Source organism: Georhizobium profundi (genome assembly GCF_003952725.1).
In the GTDB taxonomy this organism is placed as follows: domain Bacteria; phylum Pseudomonadota; class Alphaproteobacteria; order Rhizobiales; family Rhizobiaceae; genus Georhizobium; species Georhizobium profundi.
Window position 1 is genome coordinate 589528 of sequence record NZ_CP032509.1, and the last position, 24833, is coordinate 614360.

26 protein-coding genes and 1 riboswitch are annotated in these 24833 nt (G+C 63.2%); of the genes, 11 read left to right on the plus strand and 15 right to left on the minus strand.

From position 1 onward, the window contains the following. Positions 1 to 73: 73 nt before the first annotated feature. From gcvP to D5400_RS02820, 5 genes are all read right to left on the minus strand, one after another. Positions 74 to 2923, minus strand: coding sequence for an aminomethyl-transferring glycine dehydrogenase (gcvP, locus tag D5400_RS02800; protein ID WP_126007460.1), 2850 nt, complete (start codon positions 2921 to 2923; stop codon positions 74 to 76). A 6-nt stretch (positions 2924 to 2929) separates the two neighbouring features. Continuing rightward, positions 2930 to 3292, minus strand: a complete 363-nt coding sequence (gcvH, locus tag D5400_RS02805) for a glycine cleavage system protein GcvH (RefSeq protein ID WP_126007462.1) — start codon at positions 3290 to 3292, stop codon at positions 2930 to 2932. A gap of 26 nt (positions 3293 to 3318) precedes the next feature. Next, complete coding sequence (gcvT, locus tag D5400_RS02810; protein WP_126012625.1) at positions 3319 to 4416, minus strand: glycine cleavage system aminomethyltransferase GcvT; 1098 nt, start codon at positions 4414 to 4416, stop codon at positions 3319 to 3321. Positions 4417 to 4643: 227 nt separating this feature from the next. Beyond that, positions 4644 to 4742, minus strand: a riboswitch (glycine riboswitch). 109 nt (positions 4743 to 4851) lie between these two features. After that, a complete protein-coding gene (locus D5400_RS02815; protein WP_126007464.1) occupies positions 4852 to 7566 on the minus strand; it encodes a methyl-accepting chemotaxis protein in 2715 nt (904 codons plus the stop codon). Positions 7567 to 7601: 35 nt separating this feature from the next. Beyond that, the gene (locus tag D5400_RS02820; RefSeq protein ID WP_126007466.1) at positions 7602 to 8801 is read right to left on the minus strand and encodes an ABC transporter substrate-binding protein; all 1200 of its coding nucleotides are present in this window, start codon (positions 8799 to 8801) and stop codon (positions 7602 to 7604) included. A 288-nt stretch (positions 8802 to 9089) separates the two neighbouring features. On the opposite strand from D5400_RS02820, the gene D5400_RS02825 reads away from it, so the two are divergent. Beyond that, positions 9090 to 9512, plus strand: coding sequence for a metallopeptidase family protein (locus tag D5400_RS02825; RefSeq protein WP_126007468.1), 423 nt, complete (start codon positions 9090 to 9092; stop codon positions 9510 to 9512). Positions 9513 to 9534: 22 nt separating this feature from the next. Here D5400_RS02825 and D5400_RS02830 read toward each other — a convergent pair whose 3' ends face one another. Both D5400_RS02830 and D5400_RS02835 read right to left on the minus strand, forming a co-directional pair. Then, positions 9535 to 9741 carry a DUF1737 domain-containing protein gene (locus D5400_RS02830; protein WP_126007470.1) on the minus strand — a complete coding sequence of 69 codons (207 nt, stop codon included), beginning with the start codon at positions 9739 to 9741 and terminating at the stop codon, positions 9535 to 9537. Continuing rightward, complete coding sequence (locus tag D5400_RS02835) at positions 9738 to 10664, minus strand: HpcH/HpaI aldolase/citrate lyase family protein (protein ID WP_126007472.1); 927 nt, start codon at positions 10662 to 10664, stop codon at positions 9738 to 9740. The genes D5400_RS02830 and D5400_RS02835 overlap by 4 nt, the downstream gene beginning before the upstream one ends. Before the next feature lie 119 nt (positions 10665 to 10783). Here D5400_RS02835 and D5400_RS02840 point away from each other — a divergent pair, with 119 nt between their 5' ends. From D5400_RS02840 to D5400_RS21040, 9 genes are all read left to right on the plus strand, one after another. Next, on the plus strand, positions 10784 to 11908 hold the full coding sequence (locus D5400_RS02840) for an NAD(P)/FAD-dependent oxidoreductase (RefSeq protein ID WP_126007474.1): 1125 nt from the start codon (positions 10784 to 10786) through the stop codon (positions 11906 to 11908). Positions 11909 to 11988: 80 nt separating this feature from the next. Continuing rightward, a complete protein-coding gene (locus D5400_RS02845; RefSeq protein ID WP_126007476.1) occupies positions 11989 to 12240 on the plus strand; it encodes a hypothetical protein in 252 nt (83 codons plus the stop codon). Between the two features lie 111 nt (positions 12241 to 12351). Beyond that, entirely contained in the window at positions 12352 to 12957 is a 606-nt protein-coding gene (gene leuD, locus D5400_RS02850; protein WP_126007478.1) for a 3-isopropylmalate dehydratase small subunit, read from the plus strand. 44 nt (positions 12958 to 13001) lie between these two features. Beyond that, a complete protein-coding gene (locus D5400_RS02855) occupies positions 13002 to 13235 on the plus strand; it encodes a DUF2798 domain-containing protein (protein ID WP_199864404.1) in 234 nt (77 codons plus the stop codon). Between the two features lie 116 nt (positions 13236 to 13351). After that, entirely contained in the window at positions 13352 to 16162 is a 2811-nt protein-coding gene (locus D5400_RS02860; RefSeq protein WP_126007480.1) for an FtsK/SpoIIIE family DNA translocase, read from the plus strand. Positions 16163 to 16262: 100 nt separating this feature from the next. Continuing rightward, on the plus strand, positions 16263 to 16943 hold the full coding sequence (locus D5400_RS02865) for an outer-membrane lipoprotein carrier protein LolA (RefSeq protein ID WP_126007482.1): 681 nt from the start codon (positions 16263 to 16265) through the stop codon (positions 16941 to 16943). Between the two features lie 99 nt (positions 16944 to 17042). Next, positions 17043 to 17852 carry an exodeoxyribonuclease III gene (locus D5400_RS02870; RefSeq protein WP_126007484.1) on the plus strand — a complete coding sequence of 270 codons (810 nt, stop codon included), beginning with the start codon at positions 17043 to 17045 and terminating at the stop codon, positions 17850 to 17852. 86 nt (positions 17853 to 17938) lie between these two features. Continuing rightward, a complete protein-coding gene (locus D5400_RS02875; RefSeq protein WP_126007486.1) occupies positions 17939 to 18622 on the plus strand; it encodes an exopolysaccharide biosynthesis protein in 684 nt (227 codons plus the stop codon). A 77-nt stretch (positions 18623 to 18699) separates the two neighbouring features. Beyond that, entirely contained in the window at positions 18700 to 18870 is a 171-nt protein-coding gene (locus tag D5400_RS21040) for a hypothetical protein (protein WP_164527764.1), read from the plus strand. A 66-nt stretch (positions 18871 to 18936) separates the two neighbouring features. Here the strand turns inward: D5400_RS21040 and D5400_RS02880 are convergent, their stop codons facing one another. The 3 genes from D5400_RS02880 to D5400_RS02890 all read right to left on the minus strand — a co-directional run bounded on the left by D5400_RS02880 (position 18937) and on the right by D5400_RS02890 (position 20523). Beyond that, positions 18937 to 19284 (minus strand): hypothetical protein, encoded by a 348-nt coding sequence (locus D5400_RS02880; protein ID WP_126007488.1) that lies wholly within the window; start codon positions 19282 to 19284, stop codon positions 18937 to 18939. Between the two features lie 71 nt (positions 19285 to 19355). Then, on the minus strand, positions 19356 to 19814 hold the full coding sequence (locus D5400_RS02885; RefSeq protein WP_126007490.1) for a cyclic nucleotide-binding domain-containing protein: 459 nt from the start codon (positions 19812 to 19814) through the stop codon (positions 19356 to 19358). 25 nt (positions 19815 to 19839) lie between these two features. Continuing rightward, positions 19840 to 20523: a response regulator transcription factor gene (locus tag D5400_RS02890; RefSeq protein WP_126007492.1), complete on the minus strand. Its 684-nt coding sequence runs from the start codon at positions 20521 to 20523 to the stop codon at positions 19840 to 19842. Positions 20524 to 20645: 122 nt separating this feature from the next. Here D5400_RS02890 and D5400_RS02895 point away from each other — a divergent pair, with 122 nt between their 5' ends. Beyond that, complete coding sequence (locus tag D5400_RS02895) at positions 20646 to 21188, plus strand: L,D-transpeptidase family protein (protein WP_205665507.1); 543 nt, start codon at positions 20646 to 20648, stop codon at positions 21186 to 21188. A 4-nt stretch (positions 21189 to 21192) separates the two neighbouring features. Here D5400_RS02895 and D5400_RS02900 read toward each other — a convergent pair whose 3' ends face one another. The 5 genes from D5400_RS02900 to tsaD all read right to left on the minus strand — a co-directional run bounded on the left by D5400_RS02900 (position 21193) and on the right by tsaD (position 24764). Continuing rightward, positions 21193 to 21864, minus strand: coding sequence for a class I SAM-dependent methyltransferase (locus tag D5400_RS02900; RefSeq protein WP_126007494.1), 672 nt, complete (start codon positions 21862 to 21864; stop codon positions 21193 to 21195). Further along, the gene (locus D5400_RS02905; RefSeq protein ID WP_126007496.1) at positions 21865 to 22293 is read right to left on the minus strand and encodes an EVE domain-containing protein; all 429 of its coding nucleotides are present in this window, start codon (positions 22291 to 22293) and stop codon (positions 21865 to 21867) included. Position 22294: 1 nt separating this feature from the next. Further along, positions 22295 to 22591 carry a YciI-like protein gene (locus D5400_RS02910; RefSeq protein ID WP_126012634.1) on the minus strand — a complete coding sequence of 99 codons (297 nt, stop codon included), beginning with the start codon at positions 22589 to 22591 and terminating at the stop codon, positions 22295 to 22297. Between the two features lie 68 nt (positions 22592 to 22659). Continuing rightward, entirely contained in the window at positions 22660 to 23685 is a 1026-nt protein-coding gene (locus D5400_RS02915; protein ID WP_126007498.1) for an NAD(P)H-dependent glycerol-3-phosphate dehydrogenase, read from the minus strand. Continuing rightward, positions 23682 to 24764, minus strand: a complete 1083-nt coding sequence (gene tsaD / locus D5400_RS02920; protein ID WP_205665557.1) for a tRNA (adenosine(37)-N6)-threonylcarbamoyltransferase complex transferase subunit TsaD — start codon at positions 24762 to 24764, stop codon at positions 23682 to 23684. Before tsaD ends, D5400_RS02915 begins: the two co-directional genes overlap by 4 nt. Positions 24765 to 24833 lie beyond the last annotated feature (69 nt).

Consider the following 24833-nt stretch of genomic DNA (forward strand, 5'->3'; position numbering starts at 1 on the left):
GTTTTCCCGAGGCTTCCATATGCAAAAGCCGGCGCTAAGCAGCGCCGGCCTCGTTGCCACAAGCGTTCGTTCGCTACTCCGCCACTTCCAGATATTCGCTCACCGGCGGGCAGGAGCACATCAGGTTGCGGTCGCCGTAGACGTTGTCGACGCGGTTGACGGGCGACCAGTATTTGCCGACGCGGAAGGAGCCGGGCGGGAAGCAGGCCTGTTCGCGGCTGTAGGGGCGGTTCCACTCGCCGACGAGATCTTCCACCGTGTGCGGCGCGTTCTTGAGCGGGTTGTTGTCCCGGTCGAGGCCGCCTTCCTCGATGTCCTTGGCTTCGCGGGCGATGGCGAGCATCGCTTCGCAGAACCGGTCGATCTCGGCCTTGGTTTCCGATTCGGTCGGCTCCACCATCAGCGTGCCGGAGACGGGCCAGCTCATGGTGGGGGCGTGGAAGCCCGAATCGATCAGGCGCTTTGCCACATCCTCGACGGTCACGCCGGCCGATTGCTGCAGCGGTCGGGTGTCGATGATGCACTCATGGGCGACGCGGCCCGCCTTCGACTTGTAGAGCACGTCGAACGCGCCTTCGAGCCGCTTGGCGATGTAGTTGGCGCTGAGGATCGCGACCTTCGTCGCCTGGGTCAGGCCTTCGCCACCCATCATCAGGCAGTAGCTCCACGAAATCGGCAGGATCGAGGGTGAGCCGAAGGGCGCTGCCGAAACGGGGCCGTGGTCGCCGCCGTTCTGCGGATGGCCCGGAAGATAAGGGATCAGATGCGCCTTGACGCCAATTGGGCCCATGCCCGGACCACCACCGCCATGGGGAATGCAGAAGGTCTTGTGCAGGTTGAGGTGGCTTACATCTGCGCCGATGTCGCCTGGCCGGGCAAGACCGACGAGGGCGTTGAGGTTGGCACCGTCGAGATAGACCTGGCCGCCATGCTCGTGGGTGATGGCGCAGATGTCGCGCACCGTCTCCTCGAACACGCCATGCGTCGAGGGATAGGTGATCATGCAGGCGGCAAGGTTTTCCGAGTGCTGCTCGGCCTTCGCGCGGAAGTCCTCCACGTCGATGTCGCCATTGTCGGCGGCTGCGACGACGATGACCTTCATGCCGACCATCTGCGCCGACGCCGGGTTGGTGCCATGCGCCGAGGTCGGGATGAGGCAGACGTCGCGGTGGGCGTTGCCGTTCGCCAGATGATAGGCGCGGATCGTGAGAAGCCCCGCATATTCGCCTTGCGCGCCGGAGTTCGGCTGCATGGAAATCGCGTCATAGCCGGTGATCTGGCAGAGCTTCTGAGACAGATCGTCGATCAGGTGGCGGTAGCCGAGCGCCTGATCGGCCGGCACGAAGGGGTGCAGCTCGGAAAATTCCGGCCAGGTGATCGGCAGCATTTCCGCCGTCGCGTTCAGCTTCATCGTGCAGGAGCCGAGCGGAATCATCGAGCGGTCGAGCGCCAGATCCCGGTCCGACAGCCGGCGGATGTAGCGCGTCATCTCGCTTTCGGCGCGGTTCATGTGGAAGATCGGATGCGTCATGTAATCGGACTTGCGCAGGTGCTTGTCCGGAATGCGCCAGCCCGCCTTGCCATCCGCCTTCATCTCGCCGCCGAAGGCGCGCCACACGGTTTCGATCACGCCGGGCCGGGTGCGTTCGTCGAGCGTTATGGCGATGCGATTTTTGCCGAGCGGCCGCAGATTGATGCCGGCTTCGAGCGCGGAGCGGATGATCGCGCCTTGCAGGCGGCCCACATCGACGCTGATCGTGTCGAAGAACACGTCCTGGTCGATCGCGTATCCGATCTTTTCCAGCCCTTCGGCCAGCATCACCGTGCGCTCGTGCACGCGCTGCGCGATCGCCTTGATGCCGAGCGGACCGTGGAAGACGCCGTACATGGAGGCCATCACCGCGAGCAGGACCTGCGCGGTGCAGATGTTGGACGTCGCCTTCTCGCGGCGAATGTGCTGTTCGCGCGTCTGCAGCGCCAGGCGATAGGCGCGGTTGCCGCGCGCATCGACCGAAACGCCGACGAGCCGGCCGGGGATCGACCGCTTGTATTGATCTTTCACGGCCATATAGGCGGCGTGCGGGCCGCCATAGCCCATGGGCACGCCGAAGCGCTGGGTCGAACCGTAGGCGATATCGGCGCCCATTTCGCCCGGTGTCTTCAGGAGCGCGAGCGCAAGCGGATCTGCTGCGACGATGGCGATCGCGTTCTCGCCGTGCAACTTCGCGATCACGTCGGTGAAATCGCGGACCTGGCCGTTGGTGCCGGGATACTGGAAGATCGCGCCGAATACCTGCGCGGGATCGAGATCGCTCATGGGATCGCCGACGACGACGTCCCAGCCGAGCGGTTCGGCGCGGGTGCGCACGACGGCGATCGTCTGGGGATGGCATTCTGCATCGACGAAGAAGGTCGTCCTCTTCGACTTGGAGACACGCTCGGCCATGGCCATTGCTTCGGCGGCAGCCGTCGCCTCGTCCAGAAGCGATGCATTGGCGACATCGAGGCCGGTCAGATCGCAGACCATCGTCTGGAAGTTGAGCAGTGCCTCGAGCCGGCCCTGGCTGATTTCCGGCTGGTAGGGCGTGTAGGCCGTGTACCAGGCGGGGTTTTCCAGAATGTTGCGCTGGATGACCGGCGGCGTGATGGTGCCGTGGTAACCCTGGCCAAGCAACGAGACCAGGTTGCGGTTCATGTTGGCGGTCTCGCGCAGCCGGTCCAGCGCCTCGCGCTCGGTCATCGGCGCGCCCCAGGCGAGCGGCTCGGCCTGGCGGATCGCCTTCGGAACCGTTTCGTCGATCAGGGCATCGAGGCTTTCCGCGCCCACAACCTTCAGCATCTCGGCCATTTCTTCGGGCGAGGGGCCGATATGGCGGCGGTTGGCGAAATCGTAAGGCTGGTAGTCGGTGCGCTTGAACGTCATGGCGTTTTATCCAATCAGCTTTTCGTAGGCGTCCTGGTCGAGCAGGCTGTCGGCGGCGGACGGATCTGCGAGCTTCAGCTTGAACATCCATCCGGCGCCCGTAGGGTCGGAATTGACGAGAGACGGATCGTCGACGATCGCCTGGTTTACCTCGGTGATCTCGCCGGCGAGCGGCGCGTAGACTTCCGATGCGGCCTTGACCGATTCGACCGTTGCGGCATCGCCACCCTTCTCGAAGCTCGCGCCGACATCCGGCAGCTCCACGAAGACGAGATCGCCGAGCTGCTCGGCGGCGTGGTTGGTGATGCCGACGGTAGCGGTATCACCTTCGATCTTCAGCCATTCGTGGTCTTCAGTGAATTTCAACATGATGCTGTTCCCTGGATGCTCGGTGATTATCGTTTGTAGGTTTGGGTGACGAAGGGTAGGGGCGAGATGACGACCGGGAGCCGCTTGCCGCGCACTTCGGCATAAAGCTTCGTGCCAGCATCGCTTGTCTCGGTCGGAACGAGCCCCATGGCGATCGGGCCGTCGACGCTCGGGCCGAAACCGCCGGAGGTGACGCGGCCGATCGGCTCGCCGCCTTCTGCCTCTGCAAAAAGCGAGGCTCCATCGCGCACGGGAGCACGGCCTTCCGGCTTCAGGCCGACGCGACGGCGCGGTGCGCCGTCATCCAGCTGCTTGAGGATAATGTCGGCACCGGGAAAGCCGCCTGCGCGCTCGCCGCCGGTGCGGCGCGGTTTCTGGATCGCCCATTCGAGGCTTGCCTCGACGGGTGTCGTCGCCTTGGTGATGTCGTTGCCATAAAGGCAGAGGCCGGCTTCGAGACGTAGCGAATCGCGGGCGCCGAGTCCGATCCAGGCGCCGTCCTCGTTCTCCAGCAGTCGCTGGGCAAGTCCGGGCGCATCGGAGGCGGCGACGGAGATCTCGAAGCCGTCCTCGCCGGTGTAGCCGGAGCGGGAGACGATCGCGGAGATGCCAGCAAGGTTCGCATCACGCACATCCATGAACACCATATCGGCGATGGCGGGATCGAGCGCTGTCAGCACGTCCGCGGCTTTCGGACCCTGAAGTGCCAGCAGGGCCCGGTCGTCACGCACGCGCACCTCGCAGCTTTCGCCCAGATGCTTTTCGAGATGGGCGATATCATCCGCCTTGCAGGCTGCGTTGACGACGAGAAAAAGATGATCGCCCCGATTGGCCACCATCAGATCATCGAGGATACCGCCATTCTCGTCGGTGAAGAGCGCGTAACGCTGTCGGCCGGACTTCAGCGCGAGGATCGAAACGGGGACAAGGGTTTCCAGCGCACGCATCGCGGTTTCGACCGTGCCGTCCTTAGGGTGAAGTTCAACCTGGCCCATATGGGACACGTCGAACAGACCCGCCTTCTGGCGCGTGTGGAGGTGTTCGCGCATGACGCCGGTGGCGTATTGGACGGGCATGTCGTAGCCCGCGAAGGGGACCATGCGCGCGCCGGCGGCCACATGCATCGCGTGAAGCGGGGTCTTCAAAAGGGGTGCTGCTGCGTCGCCCAAGCGTCATCTCCGGACTGCGCCGGAAGCCTTGATCCCGAAAAAGGGCGGCAAGGCTCATACGACCGGCGTCGGTTCTACACGAAGGCGGGAATGCCTTCGACACGACGCCCCCTCTGTCCCTTTGCCTGAGATTGTTATCCCTTCGGCGGACGCTGCAACGAGCGCCTCTCTCCAGAGTCTGTCGGTACCCGATGGTCCTTTTGCCTGAGAGTTTCCGGGGGCGATTGCTCCTTCGGCACCGGCGCTCCCAAGCGGGGTCCGGCTTCTCCCATCGAGTGGCCGCACGTTATGCGAAACCGACGCAAATGCAAGAGCGGATGACGCAAACGGGCGGGCGATCCGCGATCGCCCGCCCGCAGTATTTTTCAAGCTTGCCGCTTCGGCTGTCGTTCAGGCTGCGCGGCGCTGTGTGCTGCGGGCCGGTGCGTCGATGACGAACTGGGCGACGAGCTCGCGCAGTGCTTCGGCCTCGCCGGCCAGCGTGTGCGTCGCGGCGGTGGTTTCTTCCACCATCGCGGCGTTCTGCTGGGTCATCTGGTCCATGTGATTAACGGCGTGGTTGATCTCGCCGAGACCCGCAGACTGCTCGCGGGCGGCCGTCGCGATGGTCGCCACTGCGGCGTTGACCTGAACGACATGCTGCTCGATCTCGCTCAGCGCATCGCCTGTGGCGCGGACAAGCTTCACGCCGGCATCCACTTCCGTGCCGGAGCGGTTGATCAGTTCCTTGATCTCCTTGGCCGCGCCGCTTGCACGGCCTGCCAGATCGCGGACTTCCTGAGCTACGACCGCGAAGCCGCGCCCAGCATCTCCGGCGCGCGCGGCCTCGACCCCGGCATTGAGTGCAAGAAGGTTGGTCTGGAAGGCAATCTCGTCGATGACGCCGATGATGCGGGCGATCTGGCCCGATGCATCCTCGATGCGGGCCATCGCCGCGATGGCATCCTCGACCACCACGCGGGAGCGCTCCGCGCCGGCCTTGGCTTCGTCTGCCATGCGGCGGGCGTTGTCGGCCTGGGTGGACGAATTGCGCACTGTCGCAGTGATTTCCTCGAGCGCCGCTGCGGTCTCTTCGAGCGATGCGGCCTGCTGTTCAGTGCGGCGCGACAGGTCATCCGTGCCGGCCCGCATTTCGGCGGATGCACTGCTGATCGAGTGTGCGTTCTCCCGCACCATCTCCAGCGTCTCGCTGAGCTTGTGCATGGAGCTGTTGAAGTGCAGCCGCAGGCTTTCGAGGCTCGATACGAAAGGCTCGTCGATGCGCACGGAGACATCGCCTTCGGCAAGCCGCGCCAAGCCCTCGCCGAGGGCATCGACGGCGATCTGCGTCACCCGGGCATTCTCCGCCTTCATGCGCTCCCGCTCTTCGCGGTTTGCCTCGCGTTCGGCACGCGTGCCTTCGGCTTCCGCTTCCATCCGGGCTTTCTCGATCGCGTTTTCGCGGAAGACACCCAGTGCGCGGGCCAGCTGGCCCAGCTCGTCGCTGCGGCCGGCATGGGCGATCGTCACGTCAAGCTTGCCATCGGCAAGATCGCGCGTCGCACCGATCAGGCTGGTCAACGGGCGGGCGATACCGCGCGAGATCACGAAGTAGCCGATGAGGCCGGCCAGGAGTAGCACCGCCGCGCCAAGCGTCATGAGAAGGTAGCCGCGGGCCTGAAGGCTTTCGGCCAGTGCGGTGGAGTCGGCCGCAATTGCAGCGCGGCGCGTATCCACGACCTGCGCAATCAGTCCGTTCATCGCCACGGTGTCGGTGAAGACCGTGTCGACGATCATGCCGACCTCTTCGGTGATGGCGAGCTGCTGGCCGCGCAGTGCGATCAGGCCGTTGTTGCTGTCGGCGAATGTCTGCAATTGCGGCAGCTGCCCGGCGTCATCGGAATAGCCGGTTGCCTGCATCTTGGTGCCGAGCGTCAGGAAGAGGCCGAGCGCACGATCCTGCAGGCGGCGGATGGCCTCGGGATCGTTGGTCAGCGCGCCCTGAACGATGAGCGCGGTAAATTCGCGCAGCGTGGAGATCATCTCCAGCGTCTCTTTGAGCTGCTTCACCTGAATGTCGACCAGCTCCGTGATGGTCGCCGTGCTGCGCTCGACAGCGCGTTCGCCGCCTATCGTAAGATCAAACAGCATGTCGTCGACGGCATCGATCAGCGCCAGGTCGACCGAATGACCGACATCGATCAGCTGGGACATGAAGCGGCGCGTTGCTGGGGAACCGCTGGCGAAAAGCGGGTCACGGCGCATGGTGCGCGCGGCCGTCGGCATGTCGGCCAGCATGGTGAGCTCGGCTTCGATCGGCGGCAGATTGCCCGATGCCTGCAATTGTTCGATGAGAAGCTTCAGGCGGTCCGAGGCGGCGATCATGCGATCGTCGAAGGTGCGTGCAAGCGCGCCGTCTTCGGTCAGAAGGTAACCAGATGTCGCCGCGCTGGTGGAGCCGGCTTCGATGCGCAGGCTGAGCAGGCGGCGGAAGGTCTGCATGTCCTCATTGAGGATGCCGCCGATGACGTCGCTTGCTTCCACTGCCGCGGATTCGCCGTCGAAGATCAGCGTGTAATAGGCATCGTCGGCAAGCGGCTGGAGCGCCAGCGCAAGGCTGTCATGGAGCGCGAACAGTTCGACGAGGCGTCGGTCGCGTTCTTCGCGGATGACGATGTTCTGACGCGTCAGGCCGTCGAGCTCATCCAGATTGGCTTCGAAAGCCTGTGCACGCTCGCGCAGCTCGACGACCGCAGGCGCGCTGTCGGCTGAACTGCCCTGGGCTTCCGCGCTGGAGATCAGCGTGCCGACCGCGGCAGTGAGGCGCTCGAATGCCTCTGTGCGTTCGGTTTCTTCTTCGGCGTTGATGAGCTGCGATGACGCAATCGTCACGTCAGTGCTGAACGTGGCCAGTTCGCCGGCACTGATGACCTGCGGAACCTGCTCTTCGTTGAAGCGCTTGAATTCCGATTGTGCGCCCTGGAACGACACGACGGCGATGCCGATCGCCACGACGGTGAGCGTCGAGATGCCGGCGACCGCGGCCGTCAGCTTGCCGCGCACGCCGAGGCCACCACGTCGCTTCGCGGCGGCTGACACTGATTTGGTCTCGTTGTGAGTTGCCATGATTCTGGTTCCTGATGGAGTGTCGGGCAAAGCGATCAGCTTTGCGGGCCGGCGAGCGGGCGAAACGCACCGTCAGGGCCGATTTCGGTCAAGAAGACGTCGTCCAGGCCCTGATTGTCTTCAGGACCGAACTGCAGCGTGAGGCCATCCATCTCGAAGCTGCCGCGCTTGCGGATGCCGTTCAGGAACGCTTCGCGCGTCGGCTCGGGGCCGGCTTCCTCGATCGCCATCGCTGCGAGGCGGCCGGTGATGTAACCTTCCAGGCTGACGAAGCTCGGCTTCGCTTCGCCATCCACATTGGCAAGCGCTGCCTGGTAGGCCGCGATCAGCGGGTTGGTTTCGTCCCACGGGAAGGGGACCACCTGCGAGACGATGACGCCTTCGCCTTCACCGTCGAGCGCGGAGGCGAGTGCATCGGAGCCGACGAAGGAGATGTTGACGAATGTCGGGTCGAAGTCGATCGACCGGGCCACCTTCACGAATTCCGCGATCGGCAGATAGGCACCGACCATCACGACGGCCTGTGCGTTCGCTTTGCGCAGCTCCAGCAGCGCTGCCTTCACGGCCGTCGTGTTGCGCTGGTAGGTGCCGCGCGCCACTAGCTCCATTTCGCGGCGTTCCAGGGCGGCGACCGCGCCGCTCAGGCCCGCACGACCAAAGGCGTCATCCTGGTAGAGTATGGCGATGCGCTTCAGCTTGCGCTCATCGACGAGAAGCTTCATCCAGGTTTCGGTCTCGGCGTCGTAGGACGCCCGAATATTGACCACGTTGGCGAGCTTCGGATCGCGCAGGAAGCCGGCGCCGGTGAAGGCGCCGATGAAGGGGACGTTGGTTTCCATCGCGATCGGCTGCGTCGCGGCCGATGTGGGCGTGCCGACCGGCCCGATCAGGCCGAAGACCTTGTCCTGGCCGATGAGGCGCCGGACCTCGTCGATGGATCGCGCCGGTTCATAATGATCGTCACGGCTGATCAGCTCGAGCTGTCGCCCGTGCACGCCGCCGGCGGCGTTGACTTCCTGAAATGCGGCCTGAATGCCGAGTTGCATGCCCAAGCCGAGAGCACTGGCCGGGCCATCGAGCGGCGCCGCCTGGCCGAACACGATCCGGTCGGCGAAAACACCGTCTTCGCGGTTTTGCACTGCTTCCTGTGCGAAACTGGTGGTCGAGGCGAGCAGCGCTGTCGTAAATAAGGCTGCAATGGTCCGTCCGCCGCCAAGGCGCCGTGCATGCGACATGTAATCCCCCGAGGATTGCGTGTGTACAGCATCCCGGGCATGCCGGAGTGTCGACAAACAATCATGTATTCGGAGAGCCCACACCTTCCGAAGCCGACCGCACTATTGAATAAAATGCATCCTAAAAAAGATTAAACGCCGCACCCACGAATTGACATGGATCAGTTTTGCTCTTCACGCGAGCATTGTTGGCTCGGCTTGGTCGTCGCGTCGAGCAATGTCGCGCAGCGCTTTGCCTCTCGCACTGCACGCTGCAATCGCCTATATGGCCCGAAAGAAAGGGTACCGATGGCGGAAATGGACCAAACGAACGACTGGACGAGGGCTTATGCGCCTTCGCTGGCGGAATTCGAGTCACTGGCACGCGAGGCGTTTGCACGCCTGCCCGACGAGTTCCGTGCTCTGACCGGCGACGTGATTATCCGGCTGGACGACTTTCCGTCAGACGAAATCTTCGAGGACATGGCGCTCGAGACCCCGTTCGACCTGCTTGGGCTGTTCGAAGGCCGCGGTGTCGGCGAGCGCTTTTCGCTGGAAACCGGCGAGTTCCCGAACCGCATCACGCTCTATCGTCGTCCCATTCTCGATTATTGGGCGGAAAACGAGGAAACGCTCGGCGACATCATCGCCCACGTCCTCATCCACGAGATCGGCCACCATTTCGGCCTCAGCGACGACGACATGGAACGGATCGAAGAGACGGTCGACTGACCGGTCGACCCACAGCTGGCCGTCATTGCTCGCCGAGCTTCATCTCCGGGACGTAGTCGACGCCTTCGACTTCCTTGTAGACTGCCTGCGCGCATTTCATGGTCTTCGTTTCCGCGTCGAAGGCATAGGCCGGCGAGCCGCTGAGCAGCCAACCCTTATTCAGTGCCGCCGTCACCTTGTGGCAGAAGCTCGCGTCATCCGGTCCGGTCAGCAGTCGATAGAGTTTCATGTCCGTGCTCCCTTGCGCGCATCAATTGCGTCAGCCTTGGTCAAAAGGCGTCGGGCATCGGTCAGATGCAGCCGCTCCACCATCCGCCCATCGATATTGATGACGCCTTTGGCCGCGTTTGCAGGCTGGTCGAACGCCATGACGATGCGTTCCGCATGCTGTCGCTCGTCAACGCCGATGCCGAAGGCGTCGTTGGCTGCCGCGATCTGGGCCGGGTGGATCAGCGTCTTGCCGTCAAAACCCATGTCGCGGCCCTGGTGGCACTCGTCCGCGAACCCTGCCGTGTCGCGGAAATCATTGTAGACGCCATCGATCACATCGAGCCCGAAGGCGCGCGCGGCGAGCAGGATCTGCATCAGCCAAGGCACGAGATAGGGCCGGCCCTGAGTGACGCGAACGCCGGTGTCCTTTGCGATATCGTTCGGCCCGACGACGAAGCAATCCAGCCGTGAACCGTAGGTTCTGGCCGCAGCGGCAACATGACCGGCATTCATGATGCCTTTCGGCGTTTCGATCATGGCCCAGAGCCGCATCGTCTCGGGTGCGTCGGTCTGGTCGAGCGCGGAGGCGGCCGCCTGGATCGCCGCCGGCTCCTCGATCTTGGGAAGCAGGATCGCGTCGACGTCGCCTGCGCGGGCGGCCAGCAGGTCTTCCGTTCCCCACTGCGTATCGAGCCCGTTGATGCGGACGATGCGCTCGCGGCCCTGCAGGTCGAGGTCGCGCAGCACCTGCCGCATGTTCTCCCGCGCCGCATCCTTCTGGTCTGGCGCGATGGAGTCTTCCAAATCGAAGATCACGACATCGAAGTCGAGCGTCGGCAGCTTGGCGATGGCACGCTCGTTGAGCGCCGGCACATAGAGAACGCTTCGGCGCGGACGGACGGGACGGGACGGCTGCTGTTCGGAGGCGGAGCGATTTGACATGGCGCTGTTTTGCCTTTCAGGCTGCAGCCACGCAAGAGCTTGAGCGAGCACCCGTGATTCTTCCGACGAGCACTTCCCCGTCATCCCGTTTCGACATTGTCATCGCCGGCGGCGCAATCATGGGCAGCATGGTTGCACTTTTCCTGCGGGAGGAAGGTTTTACCGGGTCCATCGCCATTGTCGAGCCCGATCCCACCTACTCGAAGGCATCGACCACGCTTTCGGCCGCCTCTATCCGCCAGCAGTTCTCCGAACCCGAGAACATCGCGCTGTCGCTGTTCGGGCTGGACTTCATCCGCGGCCTCGTCGATCGCTTCGGGCCCGACGCCGATGTGGGGTTGACGGAGAACGGCTACCTCATTCTCGCAAGCGCCGAGGGTCAGGCGCAGATCGAAGCCAACCATGATGTCCAGAAGGCCGCAGGTGCCGATATCGCACTCCTGAACTCGGCCGAGCTCGCTGCGCAGTTCGATTGGTTGAACACAGAAGGGCTGGCGGCGGGCGGGTTCGGGCGGAGCGGCGAGGGCTGGTTCGACGCGCATCGGTTGCTGGCAATCATCCGGGGCGAACTCCGGCGTCGCAATGTGGCCCTTCTGCATGCGCGGATCACGGGGGTCGAGGCGAAAGGTGGTCGTGTGCAGACGTGCCGCCTGGATGACGGGGCGGAGCTTTCCTGCGGCGCGCTGGTGAATGCGGCCGGTCCGTCAGCCGGAAGGTTGGCGGGGCTGGCTGGCATCGATCTTCCGGTGGAGCCGCGCAAACGCACGGTGTTCGTTTTTTCGGCCCGCACCATGTTGCCGGCGATGCCGCTGACCGTCGATCCGAGTGGCGTCTATGTCCGGCCGGAAGGCAGCCTCTTCATCACTGGAACGACGCCGCCCGGCGACGCGGCTGCCGAGGCCGATGATTTCGAGCCGGATTATCATCTCTTCGACGAGATCATCTGGCCCGCGCTCGCCCACCGCATCCCCGCGTTCGAGGCGATCCGTTTCGAGCGTGCCTGGGCGGGTCATTACGAATACAACACGCTCGACCAGAACGCGGTGATCGGCCCGCATCCCGAGATCGCGAATTTTCATTTCATCAACGGATTCTCGGGCCACGGCCTGCAGCAGGCGCCGGCTGCTGGGCGGGCAGTCGCGGAAATGATCGTGCATGGTGCCTATCGCACGATCGACTGCCGCGCCTTCGGATACGAGCGCATCGCGGCCGGACGACCGTTTCTGGAGCGCAATGTCATTTGACATGTTCGTGAGCGCCGCTGCCATTGAAGCGCCTTGATTGCAGCTCCACATTGGCTGTGTTGAAACAGGATACCCAATCGATGGACACGCTGCGCAACGCGATCCAAACCGTCATCGGCCTCACGCTGGCCGTTGCATCCTTCGCCATCATGGCCGCACTCGGCCTCGCCTTCGTCGGCATCGTGCTGGTCGTCGGCTTGAGCACCGCGCTTGCACTCAAAGTGTTCGGATCCAACCAGGCTCGCCCCGTGATGGCCCGCACGCAGAATGCGCGCCGCAATCGCGAGCCGCGCATCTGGAACGACGGCCGCGGGACGATTATCGATCAGTAAGCCGTACGCGCTCCGCGGTTCTCTCTCGCGAAGCGCCAGCGACGTCATACCTCTTCATTTTCCGGCCGGGCTTTGCTAAAGCGGGCCGGAATTGAAGCGGAGATCAGTCCTTTGGAAAAGTTCGACAAGCTCACCGGTGTCGCGGCGCCACTGCCGATCGTCAATATCGACACGGACATGATCATTCCGAAGGACTATCTGAAGACCATCAAGCGCACTGGTCTCGGTACCGGACTGTTTTCGGAAATGCGCTACCTGGAAGACGGGTCCGAGAATCCGGATTTCGTCCTGAACAAGCCAGCCTACCGCAATTCGAAGATCCTCGTCGCGGGCGACAATTTCGGCTGCGGGTCCTCGCGCGAGCACGCGCCCTGGGCGCTCGCCGACTTCGGCATCCGCTGCATCATCTCCACGAGCTTCGCGGACATCTTCTACAACAACAGCTTCAAGAACGGCATTCTGCCGATCGTCGTCTCCAAGGACGAGCTCGAAAAGCTGCTTGACGATGCCGAGCGCGGTTCGAATGCGACGCTGACGATCGATCTTGAAGCCCAGGAAATTCGCGGCCCGGATGGCGGCGTCATCCGCTTCGAGATCGATTCCTTCAAGAAGCATTGCCTGCTCAACGGTCTCGACGATATCGGCCTGACGATGGAACGCGCTTCGGCGATCTCCGGTTACGAATCCAAGCTCGCCGACACCCGTCCCTGGGCCTGACCAATGGTGCGGCCCTTCGGTGTCGAAGCAGAAGGGGTCACACGGTGACTCCCTTCGTTCCGCGCTGGGCCGCCCCCATCCTGTTTGCCGTCGTGGTCACCTGCATCATGACGTGCATCGTCTCCGGCATCTCGACCGTTTCGGCGGTCGGGTTGTCCGATCCGAGACTCGGAGCCCTCTGGTTCCAGGCATGGATCCCATCGTGGCTCGTGGCCGCCCCGATCATGACCGTCGTCGCGCCGCTCGTCAGGGGCGCCATCCAGCGCATGACGCTCTAGCGCGTCCGACCTTCCTCCCAATGCTTCCAAGACGTGAGTTAAGCGGCCATTAACCATGGCGCGGCTAGTGTTTGCCCGTAATTTGCGCCAATTGCGGCGCGCAATGCGGGTGTGGCATGCGACGAGCAATCGAAGTTGAAAACGGCAGTTTCGGCGGACGCGGACGTGAAAGACCGGGATACAGCCAGCTGGCTGCCCGGCAGAATCAGCGATCGATCTTTCGCGTTCCGCCACTTCTGAAAACACCGTTGCGCATCACCGGCGCGCTGACGATCGTCGCTCTCCTTGCTTTCGCCGTCGGCGCATTGGCAACCTGGAACGTCAACGATCCGAGCTTCTCCTATGCCCATGGCGGGCGCCCCACCAATGCGCTCGGCTTTGCGGGTGCCGCTTTCGCCGATATCGGCATGCAGTTCTTCGGTCTCGGCGCCGTCTTTGCCATGATCGCCCCTGTCTTCTGGGCCATTTTCCTCTTTCGCGGCGTACCGCTGGTGCCGGTCTTCCGGCGGATGGTCGCATGGATCATCGGCGCGGCTCTCTTCTCCGCCGTGCTCGCCTGCGTCACGCCGCCGGCTCACTGGCCATTGCCCACGGGCATTGGCGGTGTTTTCGGCGACATGATTCTGCGCGTCCCCGCCTCCCTGATCGGCGGCTTTCCTTCCGGCATCTATTCCGTGCTGATCGGGCTGGTGCTCATCGGTCCTGCAGTCTGGCTCTCCATGTATGCCGCCGTGCTGGTCGATCGCCGCGACGTCTTCGATGCCGACGAGGAGGATGATCTCGTCGAGGACGACATCGAGGACGACGATTTCGAGCCGGAAAGCGGCCGCCTGCTCGCGCTCGGTGCGATGGCACATTGGTGGTATTCCATGCGGGCTACGGCGCGCCGGATCAGCGGTGGACGCATCGGGAAAGACCGAGGCCGTGACGAATTCGAAGAGCCTTACGATTTCAACGACGATACCTTCGTGACCCTGGATGGCCGTCGCGAACCGGAATTGGCGGAAGCACCTGTCGTCAAGCGCCGCATAGCGCCATCGATCGAACTCGATGACCGTATCGACAACGACGACGACGCGCTCGATTTCGCGCCGGCGCCGAAACGCCGCACGCCTGCCCGGCCGATCGAGCCCTCGTTCGAGGAGCCTATGGCGATTGACGAGGATGACAGCTATCTCGATGATCGTCTGCACGCCGTTGACGACGACGCTGAGGATCTGGATGACGGCATGGTCGAGCCCGACTGGGCGCCGGAGCCTCGCCGCCAGCCTGCCCGCACGGTTGCAGCCCCCGCTCCCACCCCGGTACAGATGCCGCAGGCAGCCCGTGCCCCGGTGCCTGTCGAAAAGGTGCGTAAGCCCGTCCGCATCAACCGCGAAGCGGCGGCAGAGGGCAGCGACGGGTTCGACATGCCGTCGCTCGACCTGCTGAACGAGGCCAAGAACCTCGGTCGCGATGCGAGCCTCTCCGACGAGATTCTCGAGCAGAATGCGCGCATGCTGGAAGGCGTGCTGGAGGATTTCGGCGTTAAAGGCGAGATCATCCAGGTAAAGCCCGGCCCGGTCGTGACACTGTACGAATTGGAGCCTGCGCCAGGCATCAAATCGTCACGCGTCATCGGTCTTGCCGACGACATCGCCCGCTCGATGAGCGCGATCGCGGCCCGCGTGGCCGTCGTGCCGGGGCGCAACGCCATCGGTATCGAATTGCCGAACGCGCGTCGCGAGACGGTCTATCTGCGCGAAATCATCGCCAGCCGCGATTTCGAACAGTCCAAGGCCAAGCTTGCGCTTGCGCTCGGCAAGTCGATCAACGGCGATGCCGTCGTGGTGGACATCGCGAAGATGCCACACGTGCTCGTCGCCGGTACCACCGGCTCGGGCAAGTCGGTCGCCATCAACACGATGATCCTGTCGATCGTCTACCGCATGTCGCCGGAGAAGTGCCGGTTGATCATGATCGACCCGAAGATGCTCGAGCTTTCCGTCTATGACGGGATACCGCATCTTCTGACACCGGTGGTGACAGATCCGAAGAAGGCCGTCGTCGCGCTCAAATGGACCGTCCGGGAGATGGAAGAGCGCTACAAGAAGATGTCGAAGATCGGTGTGCGCAACATCGATGGCTTCAACCAGCGCGTCGAGCAGGCCCTGAAGAAGGGCGATACCATCTCGCGCACCGTCCAGACCGGCTTCGACCGCGAGACCGGCGAGGCGGTCTACGAGACGGAAGAGTTCGCGATGGAGGCGATGCCCTACATCGTCGTCATCATCGACGAGATGGCCGACCTGATGATGGTCGCCGGCAAGGAGATCGAAGGCGCGGTGCAGCGGCTGGCGCAGATGGCGCGTGCTGCCGGCATTCACGTCATCATGGCGACGCAGCGTCCGTCGGTGGACGTCATCACCGGCACGATCAAGGCGAACTTCCCGACCCGCATCTCCTTCCAGGTCACGTCGAAGATCGACAGCCGCACCATTCTGGGCGAGCAGGGCGCCGAACAGCTGCTCGGCATGGGTGATATGCTCTACATGGCCGGCGGCGGGCGCATCCAGCGCGTGCACGGGCCGTTCGTTTCCGACGAGGAAGTCGAGGACGTCGTGGCGCATCTGAAGGCGCAGGGCGTGCCCGAATATCTCGACGCGATCACGGAAGACGACGAGGACGGCGAAGGCGGCGGCGGTGGCGGTCCGGCAGGGACATCGAATCTTGAAGGCTCGGACGACCCTTACGACCAGGCCGTCGCCGTCGTTCTCAGAGATGGCAAGGTGTCGACGTCCTACATCCAGCGCCGCCTGGGGATCGGCTACAACCGCGCGGCGTCGCTGATCGAGCGCATGGAAAAGGAAGGGGTCATCGGTCCCGCCAACCATGCCGGAAAGCGCGAAATCCTGGTGCCGACCGAAGACGACATTTCCGGTCGGTGACGGCGCTCCAAGCGTGTTGGGTGCGGCATTCTCGCCGCACGAGGAACCGACATAGTGGCGCCGCAGTTGATTGGGAAAAAACGCTTCGTAGGAGAAGACGATGACCACAAGACTCGAAGCAGGAACAAACACCAGCGCCCGCTCGCGGCGCTCCGTGCTGAAGGGCGCAGTCGGCCTGCTGGCCATGGCGCTCGTGGCGATGCCGATGGCAGCCGCCATTCCGACCCCTGCAGCAGCGCAGGACAGCCAGATCGCCCAGCAGATCGCGAACCATTTCGCCTCGATCCGCACGATGACCGGTGACTTCGTTCAGTTCGGCCCACGCGGCGAACAGACCGGCGGGACCTTTCACATCGCCCGGCCCGGCAAGATGCGGTTCAACTACCAGGAGCCGTCGCCGATCCGCGTGATTTCGGACGGTGACTCGGTGGTGATCGGAAACCAGAAACTTGGCACTTGGGACGTCTATCCGCTGAACAGGACGCCTCTGGCGCTTCTTCTGTCGGAAAGCATCGATCTGTCGGCATCGAACGTCGAGTCGGTCAACCAGCAGCCGGATCTGATCACCATCGTCATGTCGGACAGTTCTATGTTCGGCAATTCGAAGATCACCATGATGTTCGACCCGAACACCTATGATCTGAAGCAGTGGACGATGTTGGACGCGCAGAACAAGGAAACGACGGTGATGATCATGAACGTTCGCACCGGCGTCGATTTTGCCGCGAACGTCTTCGATGTGCCCTATGATCAGCTGCGCGGACGCGGCACGCAGCGTTAAGGTCTGTTTGCGCCATTTGAGCGCGCCAAAACTTCCGCCATTGCCTCGAAGGCAAGGTGCACGATACATCCCCGGCATCATCTGCCGGGGATTTTTTCTTTGTCGTTTTCGATTGCCACGTGGAACATCAATTCCGTCCGCCTGCGCCTGCCTCTCGTGGAAGCCTTTCTCGAAAGTCACCGTCCGGATGTCCTGTGCCTGCAGGAGACGAAATGTCCGAACGACGCGTTCCCCTTCAAACGTCTGCGCAAGCTCGGCTACGAGCACATTCTCGCGCACGGGCAGAAGGGCTATCACGGCGTCGCGACGCTCTCGCGCACCCCGATCCTCGCCGAAGAACGAATGGATTTCGGCGATGTGGGCCATGCCCGGCATGCCTCCTGTGTCATCGCGGCGGGCGCCAAGCGCATCCGGATCCACAATTTCTACGTCCCGGCGGGCGGAGACGAGCCCGACCCCGAGATCAATCCGAAATTCGCGCACAAGCTCGCTTATCTGGCCGAATTGAAGCTGGTGCATGCCGAGCGGGAACGGGAAGAGGGCATATCCTCCGTCCTTGTAGGTGATCTCAACATCGCGCCGCTTGAAACCGATGTCTGGTCGCACAAGCAATTGCTGCGCGTCGTCAGCCATACGCCGATCGAAACTGAAGGACTGCTGCTGGCCCAAAGCTCAGGTGCATGGACCGATCTGATGCGCGTGCACATCCCGCCGGAGGAGAAGATCTTCACCTGGTGGAGCTATCGCGCCAAGGATTGGGAAGCGTCGGACCGCGGGCGCCGGCTGGATCATATTTGGTCGTCGGCCGATCTCGTCGAGAACCTCACGCGGATCGATGTGCTGCGCGAGGCGCGCGGCTGGGACCGTCCATCAGATCACGTTCCGGTCATCGCCCATTTCGATCTCTAGACAATCGCCCGCATAGCGCTCTACGGGCAACAACCACCGATCTCGTTCGTTCATCATCTATCGCACATCATCGAAAGCGCAATCATTTGAACGAGGCAGGACATGAGGACCGAGCGGGCGAAGGCTCAGACGCGGGTGCGGGCGCGGGTGCAGAAGACTGCGGCACGCTCGCAATGGACGATGACAACCCTCTGCAATCCATCGTCACCTGTGTTCGGGCGGCTGGCGATGGTGACGTCGTCTCAATTGCGGATATCGTCACTGCGCTCGGTCGCGCATCCTTTGCGCCGCTCTTGCTGGTGCCAGGCCTGATCATCATCAGTCCGTTGAGCGGCATTCCGGGGCTCTCATCGATCGGCGGCTTCATCATCGCTCTGATCTCGGTGCAGATGGCCCTGCAGCGCAATCATGTCTGGCTGCCGCGATGGATCCTGAAGCGCGAGGTTGGGCGCGATCGGCTGAACCGGGCACTGGACTTTATGGAACGGCCGGTGCGCTTTGCTGACAGGATCACGCGCCCGCGCGTGGAGTTGCTCGTTCAGCCGCCTCTCGCTCTCATCCCGCAGTTCCTGTGCGTCGCGTGTGGTGCGGCGATGCCGTTCTTCGAGCTCGTACCGTTCTCCTCGTCCCTGCTGGCCACGGCCGTGACGCTGTTCGCCACGGCACTCGTCACCCGGGACGGGCTTCTGGCCCTCTTCGGCTATATCGTTCTGGGAGGCGGAGGCTCGGCGCTGTTCCTCTTTGTCGGTAACGCCGTGGAAGCGATGTAAAATCGGCTCTTATTTAAGCGACAGCGCAACATCATGCGGGCCCATGCGTTATCCCTCCAACCAAGGAGGCTTACAAAATGAACGATTCCGAAAAGACGAAAAACCCCGCCAAGGAAAGCCTGGAAGAAGAGCGCAAGCACCAGGATACCGACGACAATCTGGAAGAGGGTCTGGAAGACACGTTCCCTGCCAGCGACCCCGTTTCGGCCACGCAGCCGAAGAAGCACAAGGGAAATGGCGACACGTAAGATCGCCAATCAGGATAAAAAAAAAGGGCCTCGTTCGGGGGCCCTTTTTCGTTAGATGCCGTCAGCTCAGTCGGCGTCTTTGTCCACCGGACGTGGATCGACTTCCGGATCGGCGCTCTCATCCGGGTCTGCGCCCTCATCGATCTCATCTTCAGCTTCGATGTCGCCCTCTACGCCGATCTGACCGGAGCCGCCGACTGGATCAGGCAGTTCCTCGACATGAAACCCATCGACGCCTGCCGGCACTTCTTCCAGTTCCTCATCGGCATAGGGACGGTTGCCCTGCAGGCGGCTTTCCTCGTTGCCTGGCTCGTCGCTATAGGGCCAGCCCTCGTCGATGTCGCGTTCGGTGTAAGCCTTGTAATCTTCCTTGCGCGTCGTGTGTTCGCGCTCGCCTTCTGGCCGGTCTGACATGTTCGTCTCCATGGTCATTTTCATGAACAGGAAACGCGGAGCTCGGTGGTTTGTTCAGCCCGTCCGCTCAGCTAGCCGTCAAGGCGTGGCGACAGGGCGCTCAGATCGTCGATCAGGCGCTGAAGATTGGTTTCGATACGGCGCTGCATGATTGTCCCGAGTTCGGGATATTCCTCGATCATGCGGTTGAAAAGCGGACGCGTGATGCGGATCACCTCGGAAGATTCCGCAGCGACAGCCGTGGTCTTGCGCTCCGTCAGCGAAATCAGCGCCAACTCGCCAAGAAGTGTCCCCGGCCTGGCTGCGCCGAGCTTGATCGTCCGGCCCTGATGATCGGTGCGCTCGAGATCGAACGCACCACTCGCCACCGCATAGGCACAATCAGCCGCGGAGCCTTGCCGGAAGAGCACCTGGCCCGCGGGAATGCGGCGCCGCTCGGCACCGAACGCAACCAAGCGCAATTGTTCGTCGCTGAGATCGCCGAAAATCGGCACATCGCCCAAGATCGTGATGTCGTCTTTCAGGGACATGGAGCGATGCTTGTCCTTGAGCGCATCACGGGACGATCTTGTATCCGCCGCTCTCCGTCACCAGGATTTCGGCGTTGGATGGATCGCGCTCGATCTTCTGCCGCAGGCGGTACACGTGGGTTTCGAGCGTGTGCGTCGTCACGCCGGAATTGTAGCCCCAGACTTCCTCCAGCAGCACATCGCGCGTCACCACCTTCTGATCCGCACGGTAGAGGTAGCGGATGATGGCCGATTCCTTTTCCGTCAAGCGGATCTTGCCGCCGTTCTCGTCGGTGAGGAGCTTCTGGCTCGGCTTGAACGTATAGGGCCCGACGGTGAAGGTGGCATCTTCACTTTGCTCGTGCTGGCGCAACTGCGCGCGGATACGGGCGAGGAGAACCGCGAAGCGGAAAGGTTTGACGACATAGTCGTTCGCGCCGGATTCCAGACCGAGAATGGTGTCGGAATCGGTATCGTGACCCGTGAGCATGATGATGGGGGACTTGAAGCCGCCCTTCCGCAAAAGCTTGACCGCTTCGCGGCCATCCATGTCCGGCAGGCCGACGTCCATGATGAGGAGGTCGACGGACGCGTTGCGCGCCGTATTGACGCCCTTGGTGGCAGTCGGCTCTTCCAGGAGTTCAAATTCCTCGCAGAGCGCAAGCTGCTCCTTCAAGGTCTCGCGCAAATCCGTATCATCGTCGACGATCAGGATGGTGCGTGAGGTCATGGGGCAGCTCCTGTGCTCGGTTTGCGCATCAGTGCGCAACGCCGAATGTTTAGGCGCTTTGCCTTCGCCTTCAAAGTGGTAAATGTGATCGCCGATCCTCCAGACCGCCGAGACACTGCAAATTGATAGGTCCGTTATCGCCATCCATCGTCACCGTGCGTCGCAAGCCGGGTGCGCACAGTCGCGGTCTTCTATCGGTCGGAGGCGGCAGCGTCGTCTTCCATGTTGCGCTCGGCAAGGGCGGCATCTCGGCCTTGAAGCGCGAAGGCGATGGCGCCACGCCGCGCGCCGAAATGGCAATGCTGCATGGCTATTGGCGCACCGACAAGGGGCCGCGTCCCGAAACCGCGCTGCCCATGCAGCCCATTCGCCACGACGCCGGCTGGTGCGATGCGCCCTGGCATGCGGCCTACAATCGACCGGTAAGGCTGCCATTCCCGGCAAGCGCTGAAACGATGCGGCGGACGGACGACCTTTACGACATCGTCCTCGTGCTCGACTGGAACATTGCCAGCCGCCAGGCAGGCCGCGGCAGCGCCATTTTCATGCATCTCGCTCGGCCGGGCTACCTGCCGACGGAAGGCTGCATTGCGCTGGCGCGTCGCGACATGCTGCGGTTGCTGCGATCGGTATCTTCGTTGACGCGCGTTGCGGTGATCGGCTGAACCGTTAAGCCGTCGCGCGAAAGCGATAGACGCTGGTGCGTTTCACTTCGGAATCCTCAAGCGCCGTCAGCACCGGCACCTCATAGGTGGCCAGTGTCTGGAGATGATCGGCGGGCTTGTAGCTGCGGCCGGGATCGCCGACGAGAACGGTGGCGCCGCGCGCTGCGAGAGCTTCAAACCAGGGCAGGATCGCCTGCGTCATCGCGCGATCGTAGAAGACGTCGCCTGCGAGGACGACATCCCAGCCCTCGTCCAGACCGACCAACTCCCGCGACGTGGTCTCCATTGTGAGATGGTTGAGAGTGGCGTTGAGCTTGCAGGCGCTGAGCGCCCACTTGTCGGTATCGACGGCCACAACTTGGTGCGCACCCGCTTTCAGCGCCGCGATCGCGACTATGCCGGAGCCCGTCGCAAAATCCAGCGCGGTCTTGTCGGCGACGCATTCCGGATGGTCGAGGATGTAGCGCGCGAGCCCCTGGCCGCCGGCCCAGGCAAAGGCCCAGAATGGCGGCGGCAGGCCGATGGTGCCGAGTTCTTCCTCGGTCTTCAGCCAGAGATCGTGGGCTTCCGTCGCCAGATGCAGCGCGATCTCCGGCACATGGGGCGGGCGGGTCACACTGGTGTTTTCGCGGATGAAGCGCTCGGCGATCAGGTCGGGATCGGCCGCGCTTTCCATTCAGCGCGGCGGCTTGTCGAGCCCGCCCATGCGGCAGACTTCCAGATATTCGTCATCCGTCACCGGCTGCACCGAAAGGCGCATCGATGTTACGAGAGACATCTGGGCCAGCTTCGGATTGGCCTTCACGTCCTTCAGGGTCACCGGCTTCGGCATGTCGCACACGGCGCGGATATCGACGCATTCCCAGCGAGGATCGTCGATCGTCGTGTCGGGATGGATCTCGCTGCAAACCTCGACGATGCCGACGACTTCAAGACCTTCGTTCGAATGATAGAAGAAGCCTTTGTCGCCGACCTTCATGGCGCGCATGTTGTTGCGGGCCTGGTAATTGCGGATGCCATCCCACTGCTCGCCCTTGTCGCCGCGGGCCTTCTGCATCTCCCACGACCATTTGAACGGCTCAGACTTGAACAGCCAATATGCCACGTCAGCGCGCCTCCGGCGGATTGAACGTCCAGTTCCAGGGCGTTATCTCGACGGTCTCGAACAGGCCGGCCTTGGCATAAGGGTCTGCGGCGGCAACGGCTTTGGCTTCGGCAAGGTCGGCGCATTCGAAAATCAACAGGCTGCCGAACGGCTTGCCGTCTTCGGCGAGCAGCGGTCCAGCGATTTTCAGGACGCCGTTCGCGTTCAATGCATTGAGATGCTCGACATGGGCGGGACGCGTATCCAGCCGCAATTGCAAGGCGCCGGGCTTGTCCCGGCAGATGGCGGCGAAATACATCGGCATACTCGCGTTCGTTGACAATCGGGCTTGAGTGTCGCGCTCATTCGCCCGAGAGGATCGATCCGTCAAGTCTTGGGGCCTTGGTCGAAGGTCGCGTCCTCGTTGCGAAGCGGGCGACGCATCAAGTCTTCCGTCGCCTGTCCGACGGTCAACCGTCCCTCGATGACATCAGACACCGCTGTTGCGATCGGCAGTTCTATGCCGGCCCGGCGCGCGAGATCGCAGGCGACTGCGGCCGTGAAGGCGCCCTCGGTGAGGGGCTGGCCTGGTTTCGAGAGCTCCTTGGGAGGCACCCCTTGGCCGATGGCGCGCCCGAAGCGAAAATTGCGCGACTGGTCGCTGGTAGCGGTCAGCACCAGGTCACCAAGGCCGGAGAGACCCGCGATCGTCTCCGCCTTTCCGCCAAAGGCCGCGGCAAACCGCGTCATTTCAGCAAGACCACGCGCGATGAGCGCGGCGCGGGCGGACTGGCCGAGTGCGGCGCCATCGACGATGCCGGCTGCAATGGCAAGCACGTTCTTCAGCGCGCCGCCGATCTCGACGCCGGCGACATCGCCGCTCGCATAGAGCCTGAATGTGTCACCGGAAAGCGCGGCGGCTGTCGCCTCGGCCCTTGCGCGATCGCTGGAAGCCAAAGTCATGGCCGTTGGCAGGCCATTTGCCATGTCGGCCGCAAAGCCGGGGCCCGAAAGAACCGAAATCGGCAGGCCGGGCGCAGCTTCGGCAGCCACTTCTGACAGGAAACGATGCGATGCGCGCTCGATGCCCTTGGCGCAGATGACGAGCTCGCACTCAGGTCCGACATGCGGGCGCAGGGTCTGGATCATTTCACCCTGCGCTTGGGCCGGCACGGCAACGAGGATGCGGCTGGCGTGGCCGAGTGCGGTGAGGTCATTGCGCAACTCGATGCGCTCCGAAAGGACTACGCCCGGCAGAAATCGGGCGTTCACTCGCGTGTCGCGCATGTCCGTGACCTGCGCGGCATTGCGCGCATAAAGCACGAGTGGTTCGGAGCGGCTGCGGGCGAGCGTGCAGGCCAGCGCCGTTCCAAATGCTCCGGCGCCGACGATCGCGAGATCGGGCCCGCTCATGCTTTCGCCCCGCGGCGACCGGAGCCGATGCGGACCTCGGCGCTCTCGTCGAGCGGCCAGCGCGAGCGGGGTGCGACATCGTCCGTAACTGCCGGCAAGCCCAGCGCCAGCCGCTCGGCGCCGGCCCAGGCGATCATTGCCGCATTATCGGTGCAAAGCTCGATCGGCGCCGCGATCAGGCGAAATCCATGACGATCGGTCAGCGAAGCGAGAGCGGTTCGGATCGCGCGGTTTGCCGCGACGCCACCGGCAACCACCAGCGCGGGTGTATCGATCTCGGGGAAATCAGCCCGAAACCTTTCGAGGCCGCGCGAAAGGCGTTCCTCCAGCGTGTCCGTCACGGCCTTTTGGAACGAGGCGCAGAGATCGGCGACGTCTTCTTCCGAAAGCGGAGCATGTTTGGCGGCCTGCTGGCGCACTGCGGTCTTCAGGCCGGAAAAAGAGAAATCGAGGCGCTCTTCGCCGCGCATCGGCCGGGGCAGATCGAAACGGAGGGGATTGCCGCTTGCTGCGCGCCGTTCCACTTCGGGCCCACCGGGATAGGGCAGGCCGAGGAGTTTCGCCGTCTTGTCGAATGCTTCGCCAAGCGCATCGTCGATCGTGGTCGCCAGCCTGCGGTAATCCCCGACGCCGGCAACGACCAGAAGCTGGGTGTGCCCGCCGGAAACGAGCAGCAGCAGATAAGGGTCCCGGATCCCGTCGGTGAGGCGCGCCGTCAGCGCGTGGCCTTCGAGATGATTGACGGCATAGAGTGGCTTGCCCGTTGCCGCCGCGATCGCCTTGCCGGTCATCAGCCCGACAATCAATCCGCCGATCAGACCTGGACCGCTGGTGGCTGCGATTGCGTCGACGTCATCGAACGTCGTCTCGGCGCGGGCAAGCGCTTGCGAAATGATGCCGTCCAGCGCCTCGACATGGGCGCGTGCCGCGATTTCCGGTACGACGCCGCCGAAAGGGGCGTGCTCGTCGAGCTGGCTCAAAACGACGTTGGAGAGGATGTCGCCCGAGCCGTCAGGATTGCGGCGCACGAGCGAGGCGGCAGTTTCGTCGCAGCTCGTTTCGATGCCGAGAACAACAATGGAATTTGCCATGATGGGGCTTCGTCGACTTTGAGCTGGCGATTGCAGGGGCTCGCAATCCCGTTTACC